This window comes from Cognataquiflexum aquatile (assembly GCF_003316845.1).
Lineage (GTDB): Bacteria > Bacteroidota > Bacteroidia > Cytophagales > Cyclobacteriaceae > Cognataquiflexum > Cognataquiflexum aquatile.
This window is the reverse complement of record NZ_QMIK01000006.1, coordinates 50,495-68,043: the sequence shown is the minus strand read 5'-3', so window position 1 is coordinate 68,043 and position 17,549 is coordinate 50,495. Positions and strand designations below refer to the sequence as shown.

Annotated in this window: 10 protein-coding genes; 4 read left to right on the top strand and 6 right to left on the bottom strand. The window is 42.8% G+C overall.

The genetic code is table 11. The annotated features are described in order from the left end of the window. The first annotated feature begins 8 nt into the window (after window positions 1–8). Window positions 9–1,292 carry a DUF6515 family protein gene (locus DQW11_RS17220; protein ID WP_232826782.1) on the top strand — a complete coding sequence of 428 codons (1,284 nt, stop codon included), beginning with the start codon at window positions 9–11 and terminating at the stop codon, window positions 1,290–1,292. Between the two features lie 180 nt (window positions 1,293–1,472). On the opposite strand, the gene porU2 is transcribed toward DQW11_RS17220, so the two are convergent. Beyond that, on the bottom strand, window positions 1,473–6,503 hold the full coding sequence (porU2, locus tag DQW11_RS17215) for a putative type IX secretion system sortase PorU2 (protein WP_317047897.1): 5,031 nt from the start codon (window positions 6,501–6,503) through the stop codon (window positions 1,473–1,475). Further along, a complete protein-coding gene (locus tag DQW11_RS17210) occupies window positions 6,503–7,615 on the bottom strand; it encodes a putative type IX sorting system protein PorV2 (protein WP_113925353.1) in 1,113 nt (370 codons plus the stop codon). Before DQW11_RS17210 ends, porU2 begins: the two co-directional genes overlap by 1 nt. A 393-nt stretch (window positions 7,616–8,008) precedes the next feature. Between DQW11_RS17210 and DQW11_RS17205 the strand changes: the two genes are divergently transcribed. The 3 genes from DQW11_RS17205 to DQW11_RS17195 all read left to right on the top strand — a co-directional run bounded on the left by DQW11_RS17205 (window position 8,009) and on the right by DQW11_RS17195 (window position 12,390). Then, window positions 8,009–8,338, top strand: a complete 330-nt coding sequence (locus DQW11_RS17205) for a PadR family transcriptional regulator (protein WP_113925352.1) — start codon at window positions 8,009–8,011, stop codon at window positions 8,336–8,338. A 3-nt stretch (window positions 8,339–8,341) separates the two neighbouring features. Continuing rightward, window positions 8,342–10,249 carry a PspC domain-containing protein gene (locus DQW11_RS17200; protein ID WP_113925351.1) on the top strand — a complete coding sequence of 636 codons (1,908 nt, stop codon included), beginning with the start codon at window positions 8,342–8,344 and terminating at the stop codon, window positions 10,247–10,249. A 740-nt stretch (window positions 10,250–10,989) separates the two neighbouring features. Then, window positions 10,990–12,390, top strand: coding sequence for an MBL fold metallo-hydrolase RNA specificity domain-containing protein (locus DQW11_RS17195; RefSeq protein ID WP_113925350.1), 1,401 nt, complete (start codon window positions 10,990–10,992; stop codon window positions 12,388–12,390). Window positions 12,391–12,399: 9 nt separating this feature from the next. Here the strand turns inward: DQW11_RS17195 and DQW11_RS17190 are convergent, their stop codons facing one another. The 4 genes from DQW11_RS17190 to DQW11_RS17175 form a co-directional block, all read right to left on the bottom strand. Next, window positions 12,400–14,460 (bottom strand): serine hydrolase, encoded by a 2,061-nt coding sequence (locus DQW11_RS17190; RefSeq protein ID WP_113925349.1) that lies wholly within the window; start codon window positions 14,458–14,460, stop codon window positions 12,400–12,402. A 181-nt stretch (window positions 14,461–14,641) separates the two neighbouring features. Further along, the gene (locus DQW11_RS17185; RefSeq protein WP_232826781.1) at window positions 14,642–15,787 is read right to left on the bottom strand and encodes an amidohydrolase family protein; all 1,146 of its coding nucleotides are present in this window, start codon (window positions 15,785–15,787) and stop codon (window positions 14,642–14,644) included. A 112-nt stretch (window positions 15,788–15,899) separates the two neighbouring features. After that, window positions 15,900–17,036, bottom strand: coding sequence for a lycopene cyclase family protein (locus DQW11_RS17180; RefSeq protein WP_157966136.1), 1,137 nt, complete (start codon window positions 17,034–17,036; stop codon window positions 15,900–15,902). A 23-nt stretch (window positions 17,037–17,059) separates the two neighbouring features. After that, on the bottom strand, window positions 17,060–17,515 hold the full coding sequence (locus DQW11_RS17175; protein WP_113925557.1) for a GNAT family N-acetyltransferase: 456 nt from the start codon (window positions 17,513–17,515) through the stop codon (window positions 17,060–17,062). Window positions 17,516–17,549: the final 34 nt, after the last annotated feature.

Here is a 17,549-nt window from a genome sequence, read left to right as displayed (position 1 = left end):
TCATGATTATGATCAATAAATATGCAAAATTGGCAGGTATAGCAATGTTGATGCTATTCCTGACTGTTAATCCAGACGGCCTTTTGGCTCAGAGAATGAGCCATGGTGGTGGAGGCCGAGCAGGTGGTGGCGCGGCTGCAAGGCCGAGCAGTGGTGGAGCTTCAAGACCTAGCGGGGGCGGGGCTGCATCTAGACCAAGTAGCGCTTCTCCATCCAGACAAAGTGGTAGCTCCGCTTCAAGGCCAAACACAAGTAGCCCTTCCAGACAACCGGCTGCAGCACCCTCAAATCGTGCCTCACAGCCTTCTGCCAGACCTTCTACAAGTACCCCCGGATCCATCAATGGTGGAGCACAAAGAGCTCCGGACCGAAAAGTTAACACCAATCAGGCAACTGGTGACAGGTCCATCAACTCTTCACGTCAATCAAGGGATCAGGGCGCTGGCGCAAATAGTCAAGCAAGCGCTTCAGGTAATAGAACCGGAAACAGAGATGGTGATAGGGCAGGAAGTGCCTCAGGTGCTAGGCCAGGTGGTGATGGCGGAAGAAATCCCGGAGTAGGCAATAACAACAGACCCGGTGGTGGAAACGGACCAGGAGGTGGAAACAGACCTGGTGGAGGAAACAACAACATTAATATCGGGAACAATAACAATATCAATATCAATGCCCAAAGAAACACAGTAGTAAGGGTAAATGTGATGTCTCCAATGATGATGCGTCCACCCTTTATGTGGGGAGGAATGAGAGTATTCGCATTCCATCCATTCTTCTTCTTCGCATTTCGCCCTTTCTTTTGGGGACCGATGTGGCATCCTTGGGGTTTTTGGATGCCTATGCCTCCTCCTCAGGCTCAGGTGGTAAACGTTACCAATGTCACCAATGAAACCAATATCACCAATGTGACCAACGTGACGAATGTCGTCAATGAATTCCAATACGCAGATGGGGTATTCTACCAAAAAGATGACGATGGCTGGGTTGTCGTTCCTGCACCGATTGGTGCAGAAGTAAGCTCTATACCGGACAATTACGAAATAGTAAAATTGGAAGACAATGAAATCAACTATTATTGGGGAGGCGCATTTTATGAAAAGACTGCCAATGGGTATGTAGTAGTACCTCCGACAGCGGGTGCTTTGGTTGAAAATCTGTCCGAAGGTGGTGAGGAAGTGAAAGTAGGAGAAAGAACTTTAGTAAGATACGGTGAAACCTACTATCAGCCTGTACAGGTCAATGGTAAAAATATGTATGAAATTGTGGTTTTGGAATATGAAGATGAAGAAGGTTGATATTCCAAAGAATATTTAACGATATGCAAAGAAGCCTGTTTCTGGTCAGAAACAGGCTTCTTTGTTTTCTATTCTTTTGACCTAGCTAAAAGACAATAAATCAAAGTTTGTATACAGGGTTACCGCCGTTACCAAATTTTTTTTTGATTAGGGATTCTTCGAAAAGAATTCATCACATCCTTATCGCAATAAATACATTTTTCCATAACCTTGTTTGAAGGCTTTGTCCCCTGCAGTTTCCCTGAGCTCTACAAATTGTCCGTCTTTGCGGACAAGAACCCGATAGATGTAAACACCATTGGCCAATTGGTCTCCAAACTCATCCCTGCCATCCCAAGCAAACTCGGTGATATTGTTACCAATCCTGATTGGGCCAATTTCATCCTGAAGGATTTCACGGACAACCCTTCCGGTCACTGTCATGATCTGGATTTTGATCTGATCAGGCACTTCGGAACCTGTCACTGTAAATACAAATCTGGTGCTGGTGCTGAATGGATTGGGGTAAGGATAGAAGTTGGTGATGGTGGATTCGTTGATAACCTCAAAGTTGATTTCGTAAGGTTTGTCGACACCTAGGTCCTCGGTCACCACTCTCAGGGTATAAATCCCATCTTCCAAAGGTCCGGGACGGAATTCCACTTTGAAACTGCTATTCTCAGTTGCTTCAGACCAAGTGACCAAAGGAGAAGAAAAATTAATTCTTTCATACTGACAATCCTCACAAGGTTTTTTGAGATATATCTCTAAGCCTAAGGTATCCTTTTTGAGGATAAGGGATTTGTCATTTTTGAGGATAGAAGTAATCATGACAGTCGGCGAAACGATATCCCCATCAAGGATGTAAACCCCATCAAAATTAACGTCCAAAATGGCATTGTTTTGATCCGGCGCCACTACAAAGTAGGTCCCGAGATCGATGATGTTGTTTCTGTAAGTCTGCTCGAGGATAATTCTTGGATTTGCAAAAACCTCCACCTGGATATCTCCTCCATTGCCGGTAGAATTAAACTCAATGTTGAACCCATATTTTTCACCCGATTTGACAGCTGGAATCTTTTTGGAAAACTTTTCTATTTTCTTGGTTGTCGTGTTGTTGAATTCCCATTCCACGACCAAGGAATCCCGGAAATCCAATTGGGAAATATTTACAAATTCAAAACTGAGGGTAGCAACCTGTCCTTCCTGTAAGTTCAATTTTTCCTCTTTGCCATTGAATATCAATACTCCCTCAGGGACTCCTGTATAATTTACCTGCCACTTGTCCAGGTACGCCGGCGCGGTCGAAAGCGAATCCTTCATGGCATACCGCAGTCTCAGATAAGGAAAAAGGTCCGAATTGACATTGGAAAGGTCTATTTCTCCGTCTTGCACTTCATTGAAAAGTACCTGTTCATCGCCTGTAGGCCCAACACCGATCACATCAAAAAATGCCAACTCCTCATCGAACCAATCCCTTCCATTGACGCTGTTGAAGAATCTCTTCCATTCCGACGAAGGCCCAATCCTTGGCGTGACGATACTTCCCGAAGAAAGATAACCCTGCAACTCGGTATCGAATTCTATGATCTGCTGATTTGTCTCCAATTCAATGTTCTGTTGGGAAACGATCTCCACAGCTTCTCCAGGTCTCATGCCTTTTCGTCCATAGAGTATGTAAGGATCGCCATTTTGAAGATTTCTGAGCACAGCTTCATTGGCTCCGATTTCTTTCATTTTTTCAAATACGGCATCCGGCCATTGCTGATAGGTCACATTACCCACGGAGAAAATCACCACATAGTCCCCTTCCTTTAGTCCATCGATATAGTCAAGAAGCATCCTTTGACCAGGTTGTGTAATCCACGCGTTGCGAACACTCTGAATCACCTGTGGCACCCTACCGCAACTCCTGCCATCCAGGATATCAAATCCCGGTACAGGAATCACCAAATAAGGTGTCAGAGACCTCTGCTCAAAAGCCACCAAACCCAAAGAACCGTCAGGACAAAGCCTTGAGTTGGCATTGTTTACATTATCAATAATATATGGAACACCCTGCAGGTAAAATTGGGTATTCCTAAATGTCAAGCTGTCTGTTTGGTTTCCAAATGTAAATACACCCACATCCAGCTTGGTGTCTTTGTATTTCCATTGGCGCTTGACGGGTTCGATTTCAAGGTTGTTTAGTTGATTGGTTTCTAATTGGGCAAGCTTCCTTTGTACCCAACCTTGAGGGCCATTGGAGATGAATGTAAAACTTCCTTCAGTCCACTCTTGGCTTTCCCCTTCTCTTGGGTCCAAAAATCTTGACCTCCAATAGAATGTCACCGAGTCTCTTTGGGTCACATTTTGGAAAAGGTTCAATTCCCAATTTGCCAAATTGGAAGTTGTAATCCTGGTTTCCCTTCTGATGGCAGAGGAGAAGTTGGCTGCTGTATCCAGCTGTATCACCAGGTTTCTTGATTCCACGGATTTTCCGGGAATCTGTGCAATGAGGTTGATTTCTGCTTCATTGACGATTCCAAAGTTTTCCGGAATCAGGTGAATGGTTCCACTAAGCGGGATAAATTTGGTTACAGTGATGGCATTGTTACCAAAAGTCATCTCAGGAATCACCCTGGTCGGATTGATTTCCAAGGTAAAAATATTGTCCCCAAAGGCTTGGATACCTGTATTTGGAACAGCAAAATGGATGGTATCTTTTCTGTAAACTGCAGGAATCCTTATGGATGGGAAATTGATATTTGTTCCATCAGGCAATCTTCGGGAGATTTTGAATTCGAGGGAATCAACATCTACCCTTCCGATATTTTTTAGGATAAAGGAGAAATCTAAGGAATCGGCAAGTGCATTGAAAGTCTCCCCTTCAAAGCTTCCCAAAGTCACATCAGACTCCTTGACAGAATAGTCTGCTTTGTTGGCAGGAAAAAGCCTTACTGCCGGGTCACCCAACATGACCAACTGCTCGGCATGGGAGCGGTTGACCGGTGATTGTCCGTATCTGTCAAAAAACCACTTTTCTGCCTCTCTCCTAACCATCCCTACGGGTTGGTAGATAGTCGCGGAATCAGAAAATGCTTTGATATAGAATGCCTCACTGTACCTACGGAGGTAAACATCCACACCGATATTTGCATGGGCCATAAAATTCGTGGCACCTTTATTCGGAGTCAGCACCCAATCTTCTCCAAAAGTATATGCATTTCCAAAGGCATTACCGGCATCACAACCGTTGAGGAGCAACATAGGATATTTCCCCTTGTTGTTATATCCAATCGTGGGATCTGAAGCAAACCCGATTTCAATGTCTATCAGCGAAGGAGACCCATGTCCAAAGAAGGTCACCAAACTGGTACCTCTGTTGATATCACCGGAAATATCGATCAGTTCGATCGTCGAATTGGAACGCTTGCGGTAAGTGGTGACATTCGCTCCCATGTAGGGACCTTCAATTATGTTTTTAAACCCATTCAGAAAATTGAAATACCTGTTCAGCTCGAAAGCAGATACCCCTCCACTGAGATGGACCACTTCTTTTTGCCAATCTTCTGATACTCCAAGGGCATCTTTTTCCTTAACCTTGTCCAGATAAGCAGCCACTTGTTCGGGATTTCGGGCAGGTATTCTTCCAATCACAATAGCCGCCGTGCTGAGGTTGTCCGGATCCAGTCCCATCGAATAATTGTTGTCCGCATAGGGATATCCTGCCGGAGGAATAAGGTCCTGAAACTGGAAAACAGATGGGTTTTGTCGATAGAAAAAATTGATCCCATTGGCTCTAGCTGTAGAAAAAATCCCCATTGCCCTGCCTATCAGCAACAGATAGTCAGGCTTGTGGATAGGATAATAGGCCCTCAGGAATTCATAAACAGCCAAAGGTGTCTTTTCTCCAAAAGTAAACTGATCGTAAAGTTCGTCGATATTGACTACCAAAGTATCATATCCTCCCCCTTGTGGGGAAGCCCGGTGGGCAGCATGCGCTTTGACCGGATCAGCATAAGTGGAAGAAGGTCTTCTCAGTGTTTTGTGGGACAAAACGATATAGTCGGCTTTTTGCCCGAGAACATTCCGGAACTTCACCGGAGTCATAGTGGCAATCCTATTGATGTTCAGTTGGTTTTGGACAAAAATCTTGCTTGGAACACCCGTTGTACCGGAGACAAAAGCAACTTGGTTCCCGGTTTTGGTAACAGGGACAAGGATGGGATTGATCGGATCCGACACTTCTAAGGCTAGGTAATCAGAAAGGACATTTCCTATCTGGACTCTACTGTTTTCAGCTCCCGAAATAAATATTTCTCTGCTAAAATCACCATCTGCTACAACCTTGGGATAGGTCAATCTGATATAGGCAATGGAAACGTTATCTGTTGCCCCGGTACCTGCTGAGGCTACCCGAATGGCAATCGATCCGGTAGGGCTAAAGTCTGATGGCAAAAGTCCAACCACCTGGTGTATAGCCTGATAATTTTCATAATCGTAGGAGGCCACCTGCCTCAAATTACTGGAATTGGGTCCCACGCTGATGAGGGAAGTATGGGGACTTGGTGACCTGCCTGTGAGTCCGATTTCCAGCTGCACATTACCTGTATTGGGAACATCCCCAAGGTCAGCAAGCACCACCGTTCTGGGGTTGGTTTTAGTGATAGCAGCACTCATCCAACCGCTTCCTTGTTCAAAATCAGTCAGGTACACCCCCGGACTGTAAATCTGTCCAAGATTATAATTTTCAAAATAGACTACCTGCCGGATGGTTTGGTAATTGGCCTGCAAAGGAATAGATGCATTGGATTCTTGCCTTCTAGCCATCCTTTTGCCACGGGTATCGGGCGATAGTGTCAGAAAAAAAGCGGTGGTGTCATTGTGGGTATTATACATGGTATTTCCCAAATGGGAAGGATCATCATAAAACTTGACATCCAAGGTGGCATCATTCCTTTTGCCATAAAAATCAATAAAATCATTCGGGTCAAACTTGCCGTCTGCCTCGCCCTGAACAAAGATTGCTACTTCTTCTCCGCGGTGAAAGACACGGATGTTTCGAGGATCGATGACATTGGGATTGAGCCCTGAGGAAGAAAGGGAAGTGAAATTCAGTCTGTAAATCCCATCTGTGGCAGTTGGGATTTTGTAATAAGTACGGTCAAAGTCAATCCATTCACTTTGAGCCAAAGCCAAAGTGCAATAGAACAAAGCCACCACTGAAAAAAAGAATCTTTTCGCCATCATTAATATTCCCAGCCTTTATTCAACCTAAATCTCTGTTCATGTTCTTTCAAACTCACCTTCACACTGAACACATGTGAATAGGGTGTTTGGGAAATTCCCCCAATATCGGACAACGCATAGTCAATCTGGAATTTTTCATTGAGAAAAACTCCCAAGCCAAAACTGGGTTTCCAAGATGTGTAATAAGTCGCATCAAAATCCTTGATCCGCTGCACATTGCTCCCCCCCGCTCTCAGAAAAACCATATTTCTATAGGATGCTTCTATCCCCAACCTTGGGTCGACACTGACCAAGCCGGTCCTCACAAGTGTATTTCTCCTTCCGTCAAAAGTCAAGTCCAGATCAAAAACTCCCTGAACCCTGAATTCCTCATTGATCTCTACGTCTCTCGTCACGCTGAATATCGCTCGCGGCAAGGTAAGTTCAATGGAATTGACAGGAATCTGATTGTTGGTTTGGGCATATATGTCCCTCACCATGTCTGCATTGTGAAACCACGCATTGAAAGTTGTGGTGATGTCCCGCAACATAAAACCAAATCTCCATTGCTCCAAAAGAAAAATCCCGCCTACATCGAGTCCAAAGCCCCAAGCCTGCGCAAATTTACCCACATTCCTATGGATCACTTTTCCGTTGAAGCCGATTTTGAATACATCACTGACGTCCCTCGCATAAGATAACATCAAAGCATAATCCGCTGCATTGAAAAATTGGATGTTATTGTAATTCAAAGCCCCATTGGCATCGTACAAAAATCTTGTGTCAGGAATATCGTCCACCCCAAACCGGATCAGAGACACACCGATGGAGTTGTCCATATCTATACTCGTACTGTACCCCAGGTAATCGAACTTTGCAATGCCGGCAAAATACTCTGCGTGCATCATGGCAAATTCATGTTGGTGCCGGATTCCGATCAGACCGGCCGGATTCCAATACGCAGCTGTCACATCTCGGACAGAGGATACCTGGGCACCCCCCATTCCGAGGGCACGGGCGCCAATACCAATATTCATGAATTCATTGGAATACTTGGGAGTAATTGTTTGGGCATCAAGCTTGGTTAAGCTAAAAAACAATACTATTCCAATAAAACACCTGATAATCACCATTTATCATGTATTAAATTATGATGCAAAGTAAAAAGAAAAACCTAAGGAAAAAGCCTTCCCAAAATAAAAATGAACGCCCTGACTCCCAAAATCCTGTTCGGAAGTGTACATAATATTGTCCACTTCAGCCACACTTGTTTTTCCTGAAATCCTTTTTGTATATCAAGTCTAAAAAAAATCCCTTGGTCAAAATTCAGGCAAAAAATGCCTCAAATAAAAAAAAACGAACTTTTTTAATATTTTTTTAATTTTCCAGTACCTTTTTATACACACAAGTCTTGTAATGCAAGGTACTGTTTTACACTTTGGTACAGTTTTTCTAAAGGTTGATGGGAAAAGGAGTATGTCTACGCTTTGAAACACACTCCTTGGTAACTAAACCACTCAGAAAAAATGAACGCTTCAAACACCCAGATACAAATGCGGAAAGGACTTCTGGAGTTCTGCATTTTGCATATCATAGCCAGAGGGGAAGTATATGCCTCAGACATGATCGAGGAACTTACAGACGCCAAGATGATCGTGGTGGAAGGTACTTTGTACCCTCTGCTCAACAGACTCAAAAATGCCTCTTTGGTTTCCTACAAATGGGTAGAATCCGAATCCGGACCGCCCAGAAAGTATTATTCCATCACAGAAGAAGGATCAAGGTTTTTAGAAACCCTGAATGAAACCTGGGATTCCCTGGTCAATTCTACCCAATTAATCACCTCAAAGAAATAAGCCATGAAAAAGACAATAAGCATCAACATCAGTGGGATCCTGTTTCACATAGAAGAGGATGGTTATACCACATTGAAAAAATACCTTGAATCCATCAACAGGCATTTTTCTCACTATGAGGACAATCAGGAAATCATTTCCGATATCGAAAACAGGATTGCGGAAATTTTCCTCAGCAACCTCAAAAACAACAAGCAGGTCATCACCGCCGAAAATGTAAACAGCCTGATCGAAAAGATGGGTACGATTGCCGATTTTAAGGCAATTGAGGAGGAATTGGACGATAGTCCTGAAGATAAAAAAGCAGAGGCCAATGAGGAATATGATTACTATAAGCATATCACTCCGCACGAAAACACCAAAGGCTACAAAAAACTCACAAGACTGGAAAACCGCAAAATCCTCGGTGGGGTTTGTGCCGGAATGGCAAATTACCTTTCCATTGACCCGCTTTGGACCAGGCTGGTGGCGATCTTGCTGATCTTTAGCGGCAACTTGAAACTCGGAAGTCCGGGTTGGGATTTTCTACCTTGGAACTTCAATTTCAGCCTTTCTTTCGGATTCTTTGCCATCATCGCCTATATCGTATTGTGGGTAATCCTGCCGGTATCCTACGACGAACCTGAGGATAAAAACATCAAGAAGCTCTACCGAAATCCGGACGACAAAACCCTAGGAGGTGTGGCCAGTGGATTGGCGGCCTACTTTGGTATTGAAGTGATCTGGATGAGACTGTTGTTTATCGGGTTGATATTTGCCGGTGGATCAGGATTCGTTATCTACATCATCCTTTGGATCATTACGCCGGTGGCCAAATCAATCACTGAGAGAATTGAAATGAAAGGTGGCGCCATCACTTTGGATAATATTGAAACCACGATTAAGGAAAATCAAAACCCCATCCTTCCAAAAGAAGAAAGTCAGGCAAGGAAAATCCTTTTGGCACCCTTCCGATTTCTAGGAAAAGTAATCAATGCACTTGGTGAGGCATTGGGACCATTGGGTTCATTCCTGCTAGCGGTCATCCGGGTCTTTTTCGGATTGATCATATTCATCATCGGAATGTCCATCACAATTGCCCCACTTGTCGCTTTGGCTGTATATTTCGGAATAGCACCGGGAAGTGATGTGTACTTAGGAATCAGGGAGAGCATACCCATGGAATGGATCACTGAAATCGTACCTACTTGGCTTGCGATCTCCGCAGCCGTAGCCATGCTGATTCCGGGAATCATCATCGTACTGTTAGGCATCTCGGTGCTTGTCAAAAAGAGCATCATCGACGCAAGATTCGGATTGGTGGCATTAGGACTTTGGTTGCTGAGCATTGGGCTATGTGCCTTCCAGATACCACGTGTAGTGGCATCCTTCAAAACCGAAGCAACCCATACAGTAGAACAGCCATTGGCCTTTGCACCAGGTACGATAGTCCTTAAATCAGTGGATACCAATAAAGAGGGAGGAATATTTGACCTTGTAAAGCTCCAGCTTGAAGGCACGGATGCTGCTGAACCTATATTGATTCAAAACTTTGAAGCTAGGGGAAAAAACAAAGCCGATGCCTTGAAAAACGCCGAATCTATTCAATACAGCTACAAAGTGGAGGACTCTACGGTGACTTTTGAACGGTCGATCAATTTGAATGAATTGGATAAATTCAGGGTGCAAAACCTCAGCCTTGACTTGGAAATACCTTATGACAGGCCATTTGTGATGGATAAATCGATCATTCCGATCATCCAAAACACCATCCACCGCAATGGCTACAAAACGAGAGACATCAATTCACGCAACCATTGGGTATTTAATGAAAAAGGGTTGCTGTGCCTTACCTGTAGTCAAGCCGGCAAGACCACTTCTGCCGATAGCTTGTCAAGGGTGAAGTTTGAAGGGGCTTATTTTATGAAGTGACAAAGAAATAGAAGATTATGTCAACATTTTCAAAAGCGGGAATCCATAGGGTTCCCGCTTTTTAATATATGATTCAGCTCATTTTTGAGACCAAAAAGATTAAGAAAGGAATGGGGTCTACACCAAAAAAAGGAAGATTGATTAATCAATTTAATCTCAATGTTCCCATTCTATTTTTCAATAATTACACCGCATTTTGAAGATCTTTTCTCGTGTCACTTTTTGTCTTGAAACAAAAAGTAACCAAAAAGTTCAAGAAATTTTAATCCTCCCTCCCGCTTTGCCTCGCCGGCCCGGTAAAATTTCCTGCACCCCGCAGTGGTTTCATAGGAGGAACCTTTTTAGGAAGAGGATTCTAAACGCGACGAAAGCCCCGAAGCGGGCGAAATAATAATAGCCACGGGTAAGGTGCTACACTAATTTAAATACTTTCTCTAATCTTAATGCACCGCAGCCCGTGGTATAAATTACGGTAGCGAATGAAATTTCGGTCACGAATCTTGTAAATAAGAGAATTGACTATACCGAAATGGTTAGAACTATCTTTTCGCAATATTCTTCAATCATTGTAAATAAATGATATGTCTTTACTTCTCTTGTCACTTTATATAACCCATACGAGGGATGTCAAATAAGAAAACAATAAAAGTTATTTTAATCTTTTGTGAGGAAAGCATTGAATCCAACCTTTAATCCAACAAAAGAATCGTATTTTTATATAGCAACAAACCCAAAAGAAGATGCAAGTCAAACTCAAATTTTTAGGCGGGGCCAAGACCGTCACCGGCTCTAGGTATTTACTCGAAATCGACCATCTCATAATCCTTGTGGACTGCGGCCTTTTTCAGGGCATGAAAGAATATAGACTCCGAAATTGGGACAAATTCCCAATTGACCCTGCCCAAATCAACTTGGTAATCCTTACCCATGCCCACATTGACCATACAGGGTATTTACCCAAACTGGTCAAGGAAGGTTTTGAAGGTCTTATCTATTGTACCTTCCCTACCATGGAACTCACTAAAATACTTTTGTTGGATTCGGCAAAGTTGCAGGAAGAAGAGGCCGCTTATGCGCAGAAAAAGGGCTATTCACGACATGAAAAGCCTCAGCCCCTCTACACCAAAGAAGATGCGGAGAAAGTATTCCCACTGCTTCAGCCCATCTACATGGAGCAGGAAGAAAAAATAAATGACCGGATTTCATTTACTTACTTTAATGCCGGTCATATCCTCGGCGCAGCAATACTCAAATTAAAAATCAAGGGAGAAAATCAGGAAAAGAAAATCGTTTTTTCCGGTGACTTGGGCAGGTACCATGACCCCATTTTCAATCCTCCGGTAAGGGTTCCCTTTGCCGATATACTCTTGATGGAATCTACCTACGGCAATAGAAAGCAGTCCAATCCCAAACCTGAAGAGGAACTCGGGAGGGCAATCCGTGAAACATTCCGAAACGGAGGAGTAGCCGTCATTCCTGCCTTTGCAGTGGGAAGAACCCAAATGATCCTGTACTACCTTCACCTGCTCCTTCAAAAAGGAAAAATCCCGGATATACCCATCTACGTCGATAGTCCGATGGCCATTGATGTCACCAAGATGTACAAGGATTTCTCATCCTATCACAGGCTTTGCCCGGTATTGGAGGAAGAGGGATGCAATCCTTTCTTGCATAAAAACCTTCATTACTACCAAAGCCAGGAATCCTCCATGTCACTCAACAATCTGCGGGGAGATGCCATCATCATCTCTGCAAGCGGGATGGCGACCGGCGGCAGGATCCTCCACCACCTTTATCACCGCTTACCTAACGAGCAAGACAGCATCATCTTTGTTGGTTACCAAGCCGAAGGAACACGTGGCAGAAGGATTCTGGACGGAGAAGAAACCGCCCGTATGTACGGCATTGATGTTCCTGTCAAAGCAAAAGTATTTTACATCGAGGGACTTTCGGCACATGCCGATCAGGACGAACTGATAGAATGGGCCGAGGGATTTACTTCAAGGCCCAAAAAGGTATTTCTTGTCCACGGTGAAAAAGAAGTATCTGAGGCATTGGCATTCAGACTCAAGGAAGAGTTGGACTGGCATCCGATTATTCCCGAATACATGGAGAGTTTTGAGTTGTTTGAGGGGATTTAAAGGGGATTATCATTTTAAGTTTGATTCTTTATAAAAAAGAGATCCAATCTCTTGGATATCAAAGGCAGCACCTTCTTGGGAATTTCCAAGAAATGCAATGACCAATTCAATATCAGGATAAAGCACAAGGTGTGAACTGCTACTGAATGAATCTCCAGAATGATACCAGATTGTTTGCCCATTTTTATCCTTTCCAATATACCATCCAAGACCATATCCAGTCTCAACCCCATCTGCAGTTTTCATGCTGCTAAAAAGAATCTCTTTTTGGCTCCTCGGGAGATGCAATACAGCATTGCCAAACCTTAAAAGGTCTGATACAGTTGACAACAAACCTCCTCCCGAATATTTGTAACTCCAATCACCCAAATCATTTGCCAGTCCGGTTGAATCATAAAATGTTGCCCTTTCTGGAATCACATCCATACTATTATCACCACAGGTATTGGTCATTCCAATCGGGTTGAAAATTTCCATTTCCATAAATTCCAAATAATTTCTGCGGGTGACGCTTTCCAGCACGGCTCCTATCAAGTTCCAACCAAAAGTGGAATAATGAAATTCACTTCCTGGCTCAAACAGCAAACTATCATCCTTTATGATGGAAACTGCCTCTATCATAGAACCGTAATGCTCACCCTGGATAAAATCCTTCATGTTGGATTCATCATAATCACGGATTCCTGCAATATGTCCTGCCAATTGTCGGGTGGTGATTGGAAATTTTTTATCAGGAAAATCAGGTAAATAAGTTTTGATGTTTGTGTCAAGATTGATTTCCCCAGATTCAACAAGCTTTACCAAACCAAGAGATGTAACTGACTTGGAAATGCTGTTGATCCTGAATTTGGTAGAATCAGAAACCGGTGTTTCATTTTCAAAAGATGAAAATCCTTTTGAAACAGCATATACAGCCTTGCCATTTTTACTTACTGCCAATTGAAGTCCGGGTAAATTTGATTCATTCATAAAATCCTCTAAAAGTTGGTTGGCTTGGCAAACTGGATCATTTTCACAAGATGGTTTTTTGGAGGATATCTTATCGGATACCGGTTGGTTGCTTAACAAGACCGTTGCGGTCAGGATACCATTTACCTTCTCCCAATCGCCAAAACTTGTTTCCCTGACATAACTTTTAAAACTCTCTTTTGCTAATTCAGTTGTAGAAATGGCTACAAATGTTCCCGGAATGTCAATCCCAGCTCCTATAAGTTTCTGTTTTACCTCTATCTTCCCATCAACGATGGTTGTATCTGAAATCAGTTTTTCAGGATGTTTGCTGATAAATTCCCTGTAACCGTCGGCGATTGCCTTTCTGTCATTACGGTCTGTAATTTGCTCGAATGTGATAAAAAATGGCTCATTTACTAAAAAGTTGAAATTTGAAAGATCAAATTCCAACCAACCATTTTTCAAATCAGATTCCACAACCAAACTTTCCTGAAGTAAATCCATTCCAGGTTTTCCTGTAGTTTTATCTAACTCATTGACTCTCAAACGAAACTTGACAGCACTTAGATTATTTCTGAATATTTTCAACCTTGCACTTTCGAGATAAACCGGAAAAACAAAATCCTTTTGGAATCCCGGACCGGAATTTTCTATCAATAATGCCATCGACCTTCCTGAATAGGTAGTGTCATTTTCAATGACTCCACCCCTTGATTGATTATTTCCAAGTTCAAAAACCCTATTCTTGGTTCTTTTTCCGGTAATAATGACCTCATCCAGCAATTTTTCATTTGGCGTCAAATAAATCACTCCATAGGTTTCTTGAATCAATTGGTGGATGGGTATTTTTTTGAATTCATACCCAAGTGCAGAAACCATAAGTGTATCCTCTAGATATTTATCGGGGACCAAAAGGTCAAAGGTCCCATCCATATTTGAAATCGTTCCGATGTTGGACCCAGGTATCCCGATATTGGCATAAGGAATTGGTTTTTGAGTTGATTGGTCTAATATTATTCCTAAAATCGTTTTCTGTGGAAAAATAGATTGAAAAGTCCCGGAAGGAGATGCGAACCATTGAAAAAAAATAAGAAGCAAAGAAATCAGAAGAACCCGCATTATTAGAAAGTTGATTTGAAGATCAATTCAAATAGTACAAGCTAAACTAAACAAAAAATGCAACCCATGAGGATTGCATTTTGATGAATTTCAGATTTTTAGGATTCTTTAACAATGAAGCTTCCAAACTATTGATAACTCCTACTTCTGTTTATCTCTAGATTTTAATTGGATTTGATTCTCAATCCGGAAAACCACTCTTGTCAATATTTGGGATGATCCTTAGTGCGTTTTTGTAGTAAACTTTCTTCAGGACTTCATCCGATAGCCCAAGTCCATACATGCTCCAAAAAGCGTGGTACTTTTTGTAATAGGGAAAATATTCGTCCTCTGTTTCCAATACCCGGAAGTAAGTGTAGAATTCTTCTTTGTTGTAGGCATCTTTCGCAAAAAGGATCCTGTCCTGATACTCGTTAAAAAACCGGTTGGCACGCTTTGGTTGTCTTCCAAACTCTGCGATGATCGCACCTATCCCGAAAACCACATTGGGATACATATCAAGGTGCGCACTTGCTTTGTCAAGGTCATTGGCCATCCAACCCATGTGGGCATTGATGAAAGTGGTTTTTGGATGCTTCTTAAATACATGATGCTGCTCAGCAATGATCTGATCAAAAGGTGCAGGGTCAGTATCGCTTCTCTTCCTTCCCGGATTTAGTTTCAATTCTAACCATCTTTCGTTGTTGGCATCCAATGGCTGCCAAAAAGCCTCAGGATCTGCAGCATGGATGATCACAGGAATCCCAAGTTCTCCGCATTTTTTCCAAACCGGATCCAAGTCAGGATGATCTATCGGCACACGTACACCATTAATATCTTTGGTAGACAAACCAAGGCTCTTATAGATTTTCAATCCATTGGCTCCGTTCTGAACATCTTTTTCCAAATCGGCCACAGCTTTCTCAATCCAACCAGGAGCACCAAATTCCCTGAATGATAAATTGGTAAATACTATAAACCTTCCAGGTGCGACACCATTAAACCTCCTGATCATCGAATACATATATTCCTGTCCATCAATGTCTCCGGCTGCTCCCCTACCCCGGCCGCTGAGGTTGACCATGACAGCCATATTGAGTTCATTCATTTCCTTGACCAAGATATTGACCCTTTCCTGTGACACATTCCACTGATGGCTATGGATGTCAATAAATGGGAATTTGGCTCTTTTGATCGGGTTTTCAGGCACAACCAATGTCGAAGGTGGATTGTATTCCTCAAAACTCATCTCCTGTCCATAGGAATCAAATCCGACGATGACAAAAGAAAAAAACAAAACTGCTGTAAGGAATTTATTTGTCGACATGTGGAGATGAGATGGTTTCATGGGGATATTTTTTGAAAAGTTTAAAGATGGCTTTCTGCCAATCATTTGAAAAGGGTTTTGTGATTATCGGAATTAAAAAACATGATTTCTGTAATTCCATCATTTGAATAAATCAGAGGACCTCTTTTAATGCGGCTTTGAGAAATGTAGGGATATGGGTGGAGTTCATGACCCTGATGTCCGTCAATAGGTTGGTGTTTTCATCCAGGAAATCAAATACTGTTTTTGGCGGAAGCTTTTCGAAAAGTTCGCTGAAAACACGCCAAGCAGGAAAGTTCTTCTCTGACAAAACCCTTAAAAAGATGGAGTCATAAAGGAGGTACTTGTCAAATTTGCTGTCAAGTCCATCCAAGGGTAGTTTGTTGTCAGCTAAGTTGGCGGCAATCTTTCTGCATTTCTTTTGGGTAAAAGAAAAAGTATAGCCTGTTGAGGCTTTGGTATGGCCTCCTGCGGTACCGATATTGATGACATGCCCGCTTTGGGTTTTGGGAATCGGTTCGTTGGTCATCGGAATGACGCCGTACTCCGTTTCTTCAATTTCGTAGGAATCCAATTTCAAAACCTCCCGACAATATGTTTCCAGGGCGGCCTTATATTCCGCTTCCTCGAGAAGACTGTCTGAAAAGATGGTATACTCCACCAAGGCTTGATGCTCATTTTTTGGCAACACATACATAAACCTGCAATCCCCCTTTTGGTCAATCCGGAAATCCATCAAAACCGGCCGTTGGGGATCAAAAATAGCCTCCGGACTTTTGACAAACCATCCGGTGAAATGCTGCAGCAAATGGTGTTTGCCGGTGGTCTTGGGAATAGACACAAAGGCACTGTTGAAAATATACTTTCCTTTAAATGTTTGTCCCTGACAGATGACAGTTCCATCGGCCATCATTTCTTTGATATCCTCCTGAACAAAGCTGAAGTTTTTAGACTCTTTTATTTTACCCAAACAGAACTCATAAAAATCCCTGCTACGGAGCATTTTGTAGCGATAGGGTTGGATTTCCAGAACCTTGGAAAAAACAGGAGAATGAAAATAGAGCTCGTCCCAACTTGCATGCAGAATTTGGTCAAATGGACTTGGCTCCTTTTGCCAAAAACACCAGGTACGGTCATTGCTGTTTTTGACATGTTTATCCAGAACCAAAACCTGCTTGTCTTTGAGCGCGGGTTCTTCCAAAATATAAAGCGCCAAACTCAGACCTGCCGCTCCTGCCCCTGCGATGATATAGTCAAATTCCTGATTCAATGATACTTTGATTTATGGGATGGTTATGGTTTGAGTACTTTTTCAAAACAGATGCTGTTTTCAACTCCAGCATACTGACCGTAATTGGGAATGATGCTATAACCGCTTTTTTTGTACAATGCCACTGCTTCCACTTGTCTTATGCCAGTCTCTAGGATACATCTGGAATAACCCAATTCTGCAGCCCAGGTTTCAAGATCAGAAAGGATTTTCTTGGCAATACCAACTCCTCTTTGCTCGGGAAGTACAAACATCCGCTTGACTTCCATGCTCCCTTCAGAAAATTCCTTGATGGCACCGCAGCCAACAGCCACTTCATTTTCATACGCGACCGTGACGTATTTGATATTATCAATTTTATTGAATTGATTGTAGAAAGCATGGTCTTCCCCATCAGTGACAGCGAGTCCGGCATCGAGGTACTTGACCAGTCCGATGAAATCAGCGTTTTGGGAGTTGGTACGAACAATAGTAAGCATTTTTGAAAATATTTGACCGCTGTTAGATTCTGAA

Coding starts and splice junctions, on each gene's coding strand:
- DQW11_RS17220 (WP_232826782.1), top strand. CDS start 9: ATGATCAATAAATATGCAAAATTGGCAGGTATAGCAATGTTGATGCTA.
- porU2 (WP_317047897.1), bottom strand. CDS start 6,503: ATGATGGCGAAAAGATTCTTTTTTTCAGTGGTGGCTTTGTTCTATTGC.
- DQW11_RS17210 (WP_113925353.1), bottom strand. CDS start 7,615: ATGGTGATTATCAGGTGTTTTATTGGAATAGTATTGTTTTTTAGCTTA.
- DQW11_RS17205 (WP_113925352.1), top strand. CDS start 8,009: ATGAACGCTTCAAACACCCAGATACAAATGCGGAAAGGACTTCTGGAG.
- DQW11_RS17200 (WP_113925351.1), top strand. CDS start 8,342: ATGAAAAAGACAATAAGCATCAACATCAGTGGGATCCTGTTTCACATA.
- DQW11_RS17195 (WP_113925350.1), top strand. CDS start 10,990: ATGCAAGTCAAACTCAAATTTTTAGGCGGGGCCAAGACCGTCACCGGC.
- DQW11_RS17190 (WP_113925349.1), bottom strand. CDS start 14,460: ATGCGGGTTCTTCTGATTTCTTTGCTTCTTATTTTTTTTCAATGGTTC.
- DQW11_RS17185 (WP_232826781.1), bottom strand. CDS start 15,787: ATGAAACCATCTCATCTCCACATGTCGACAAATAAATTCCTTACAGCA.
- DQW11_RS17175 (WP_113925557.1), bottom strand. CDS start 17,515: ATGCTTACTATTGTTCGTACCAACTCCCAAAACGCTGATTTCATCGGA.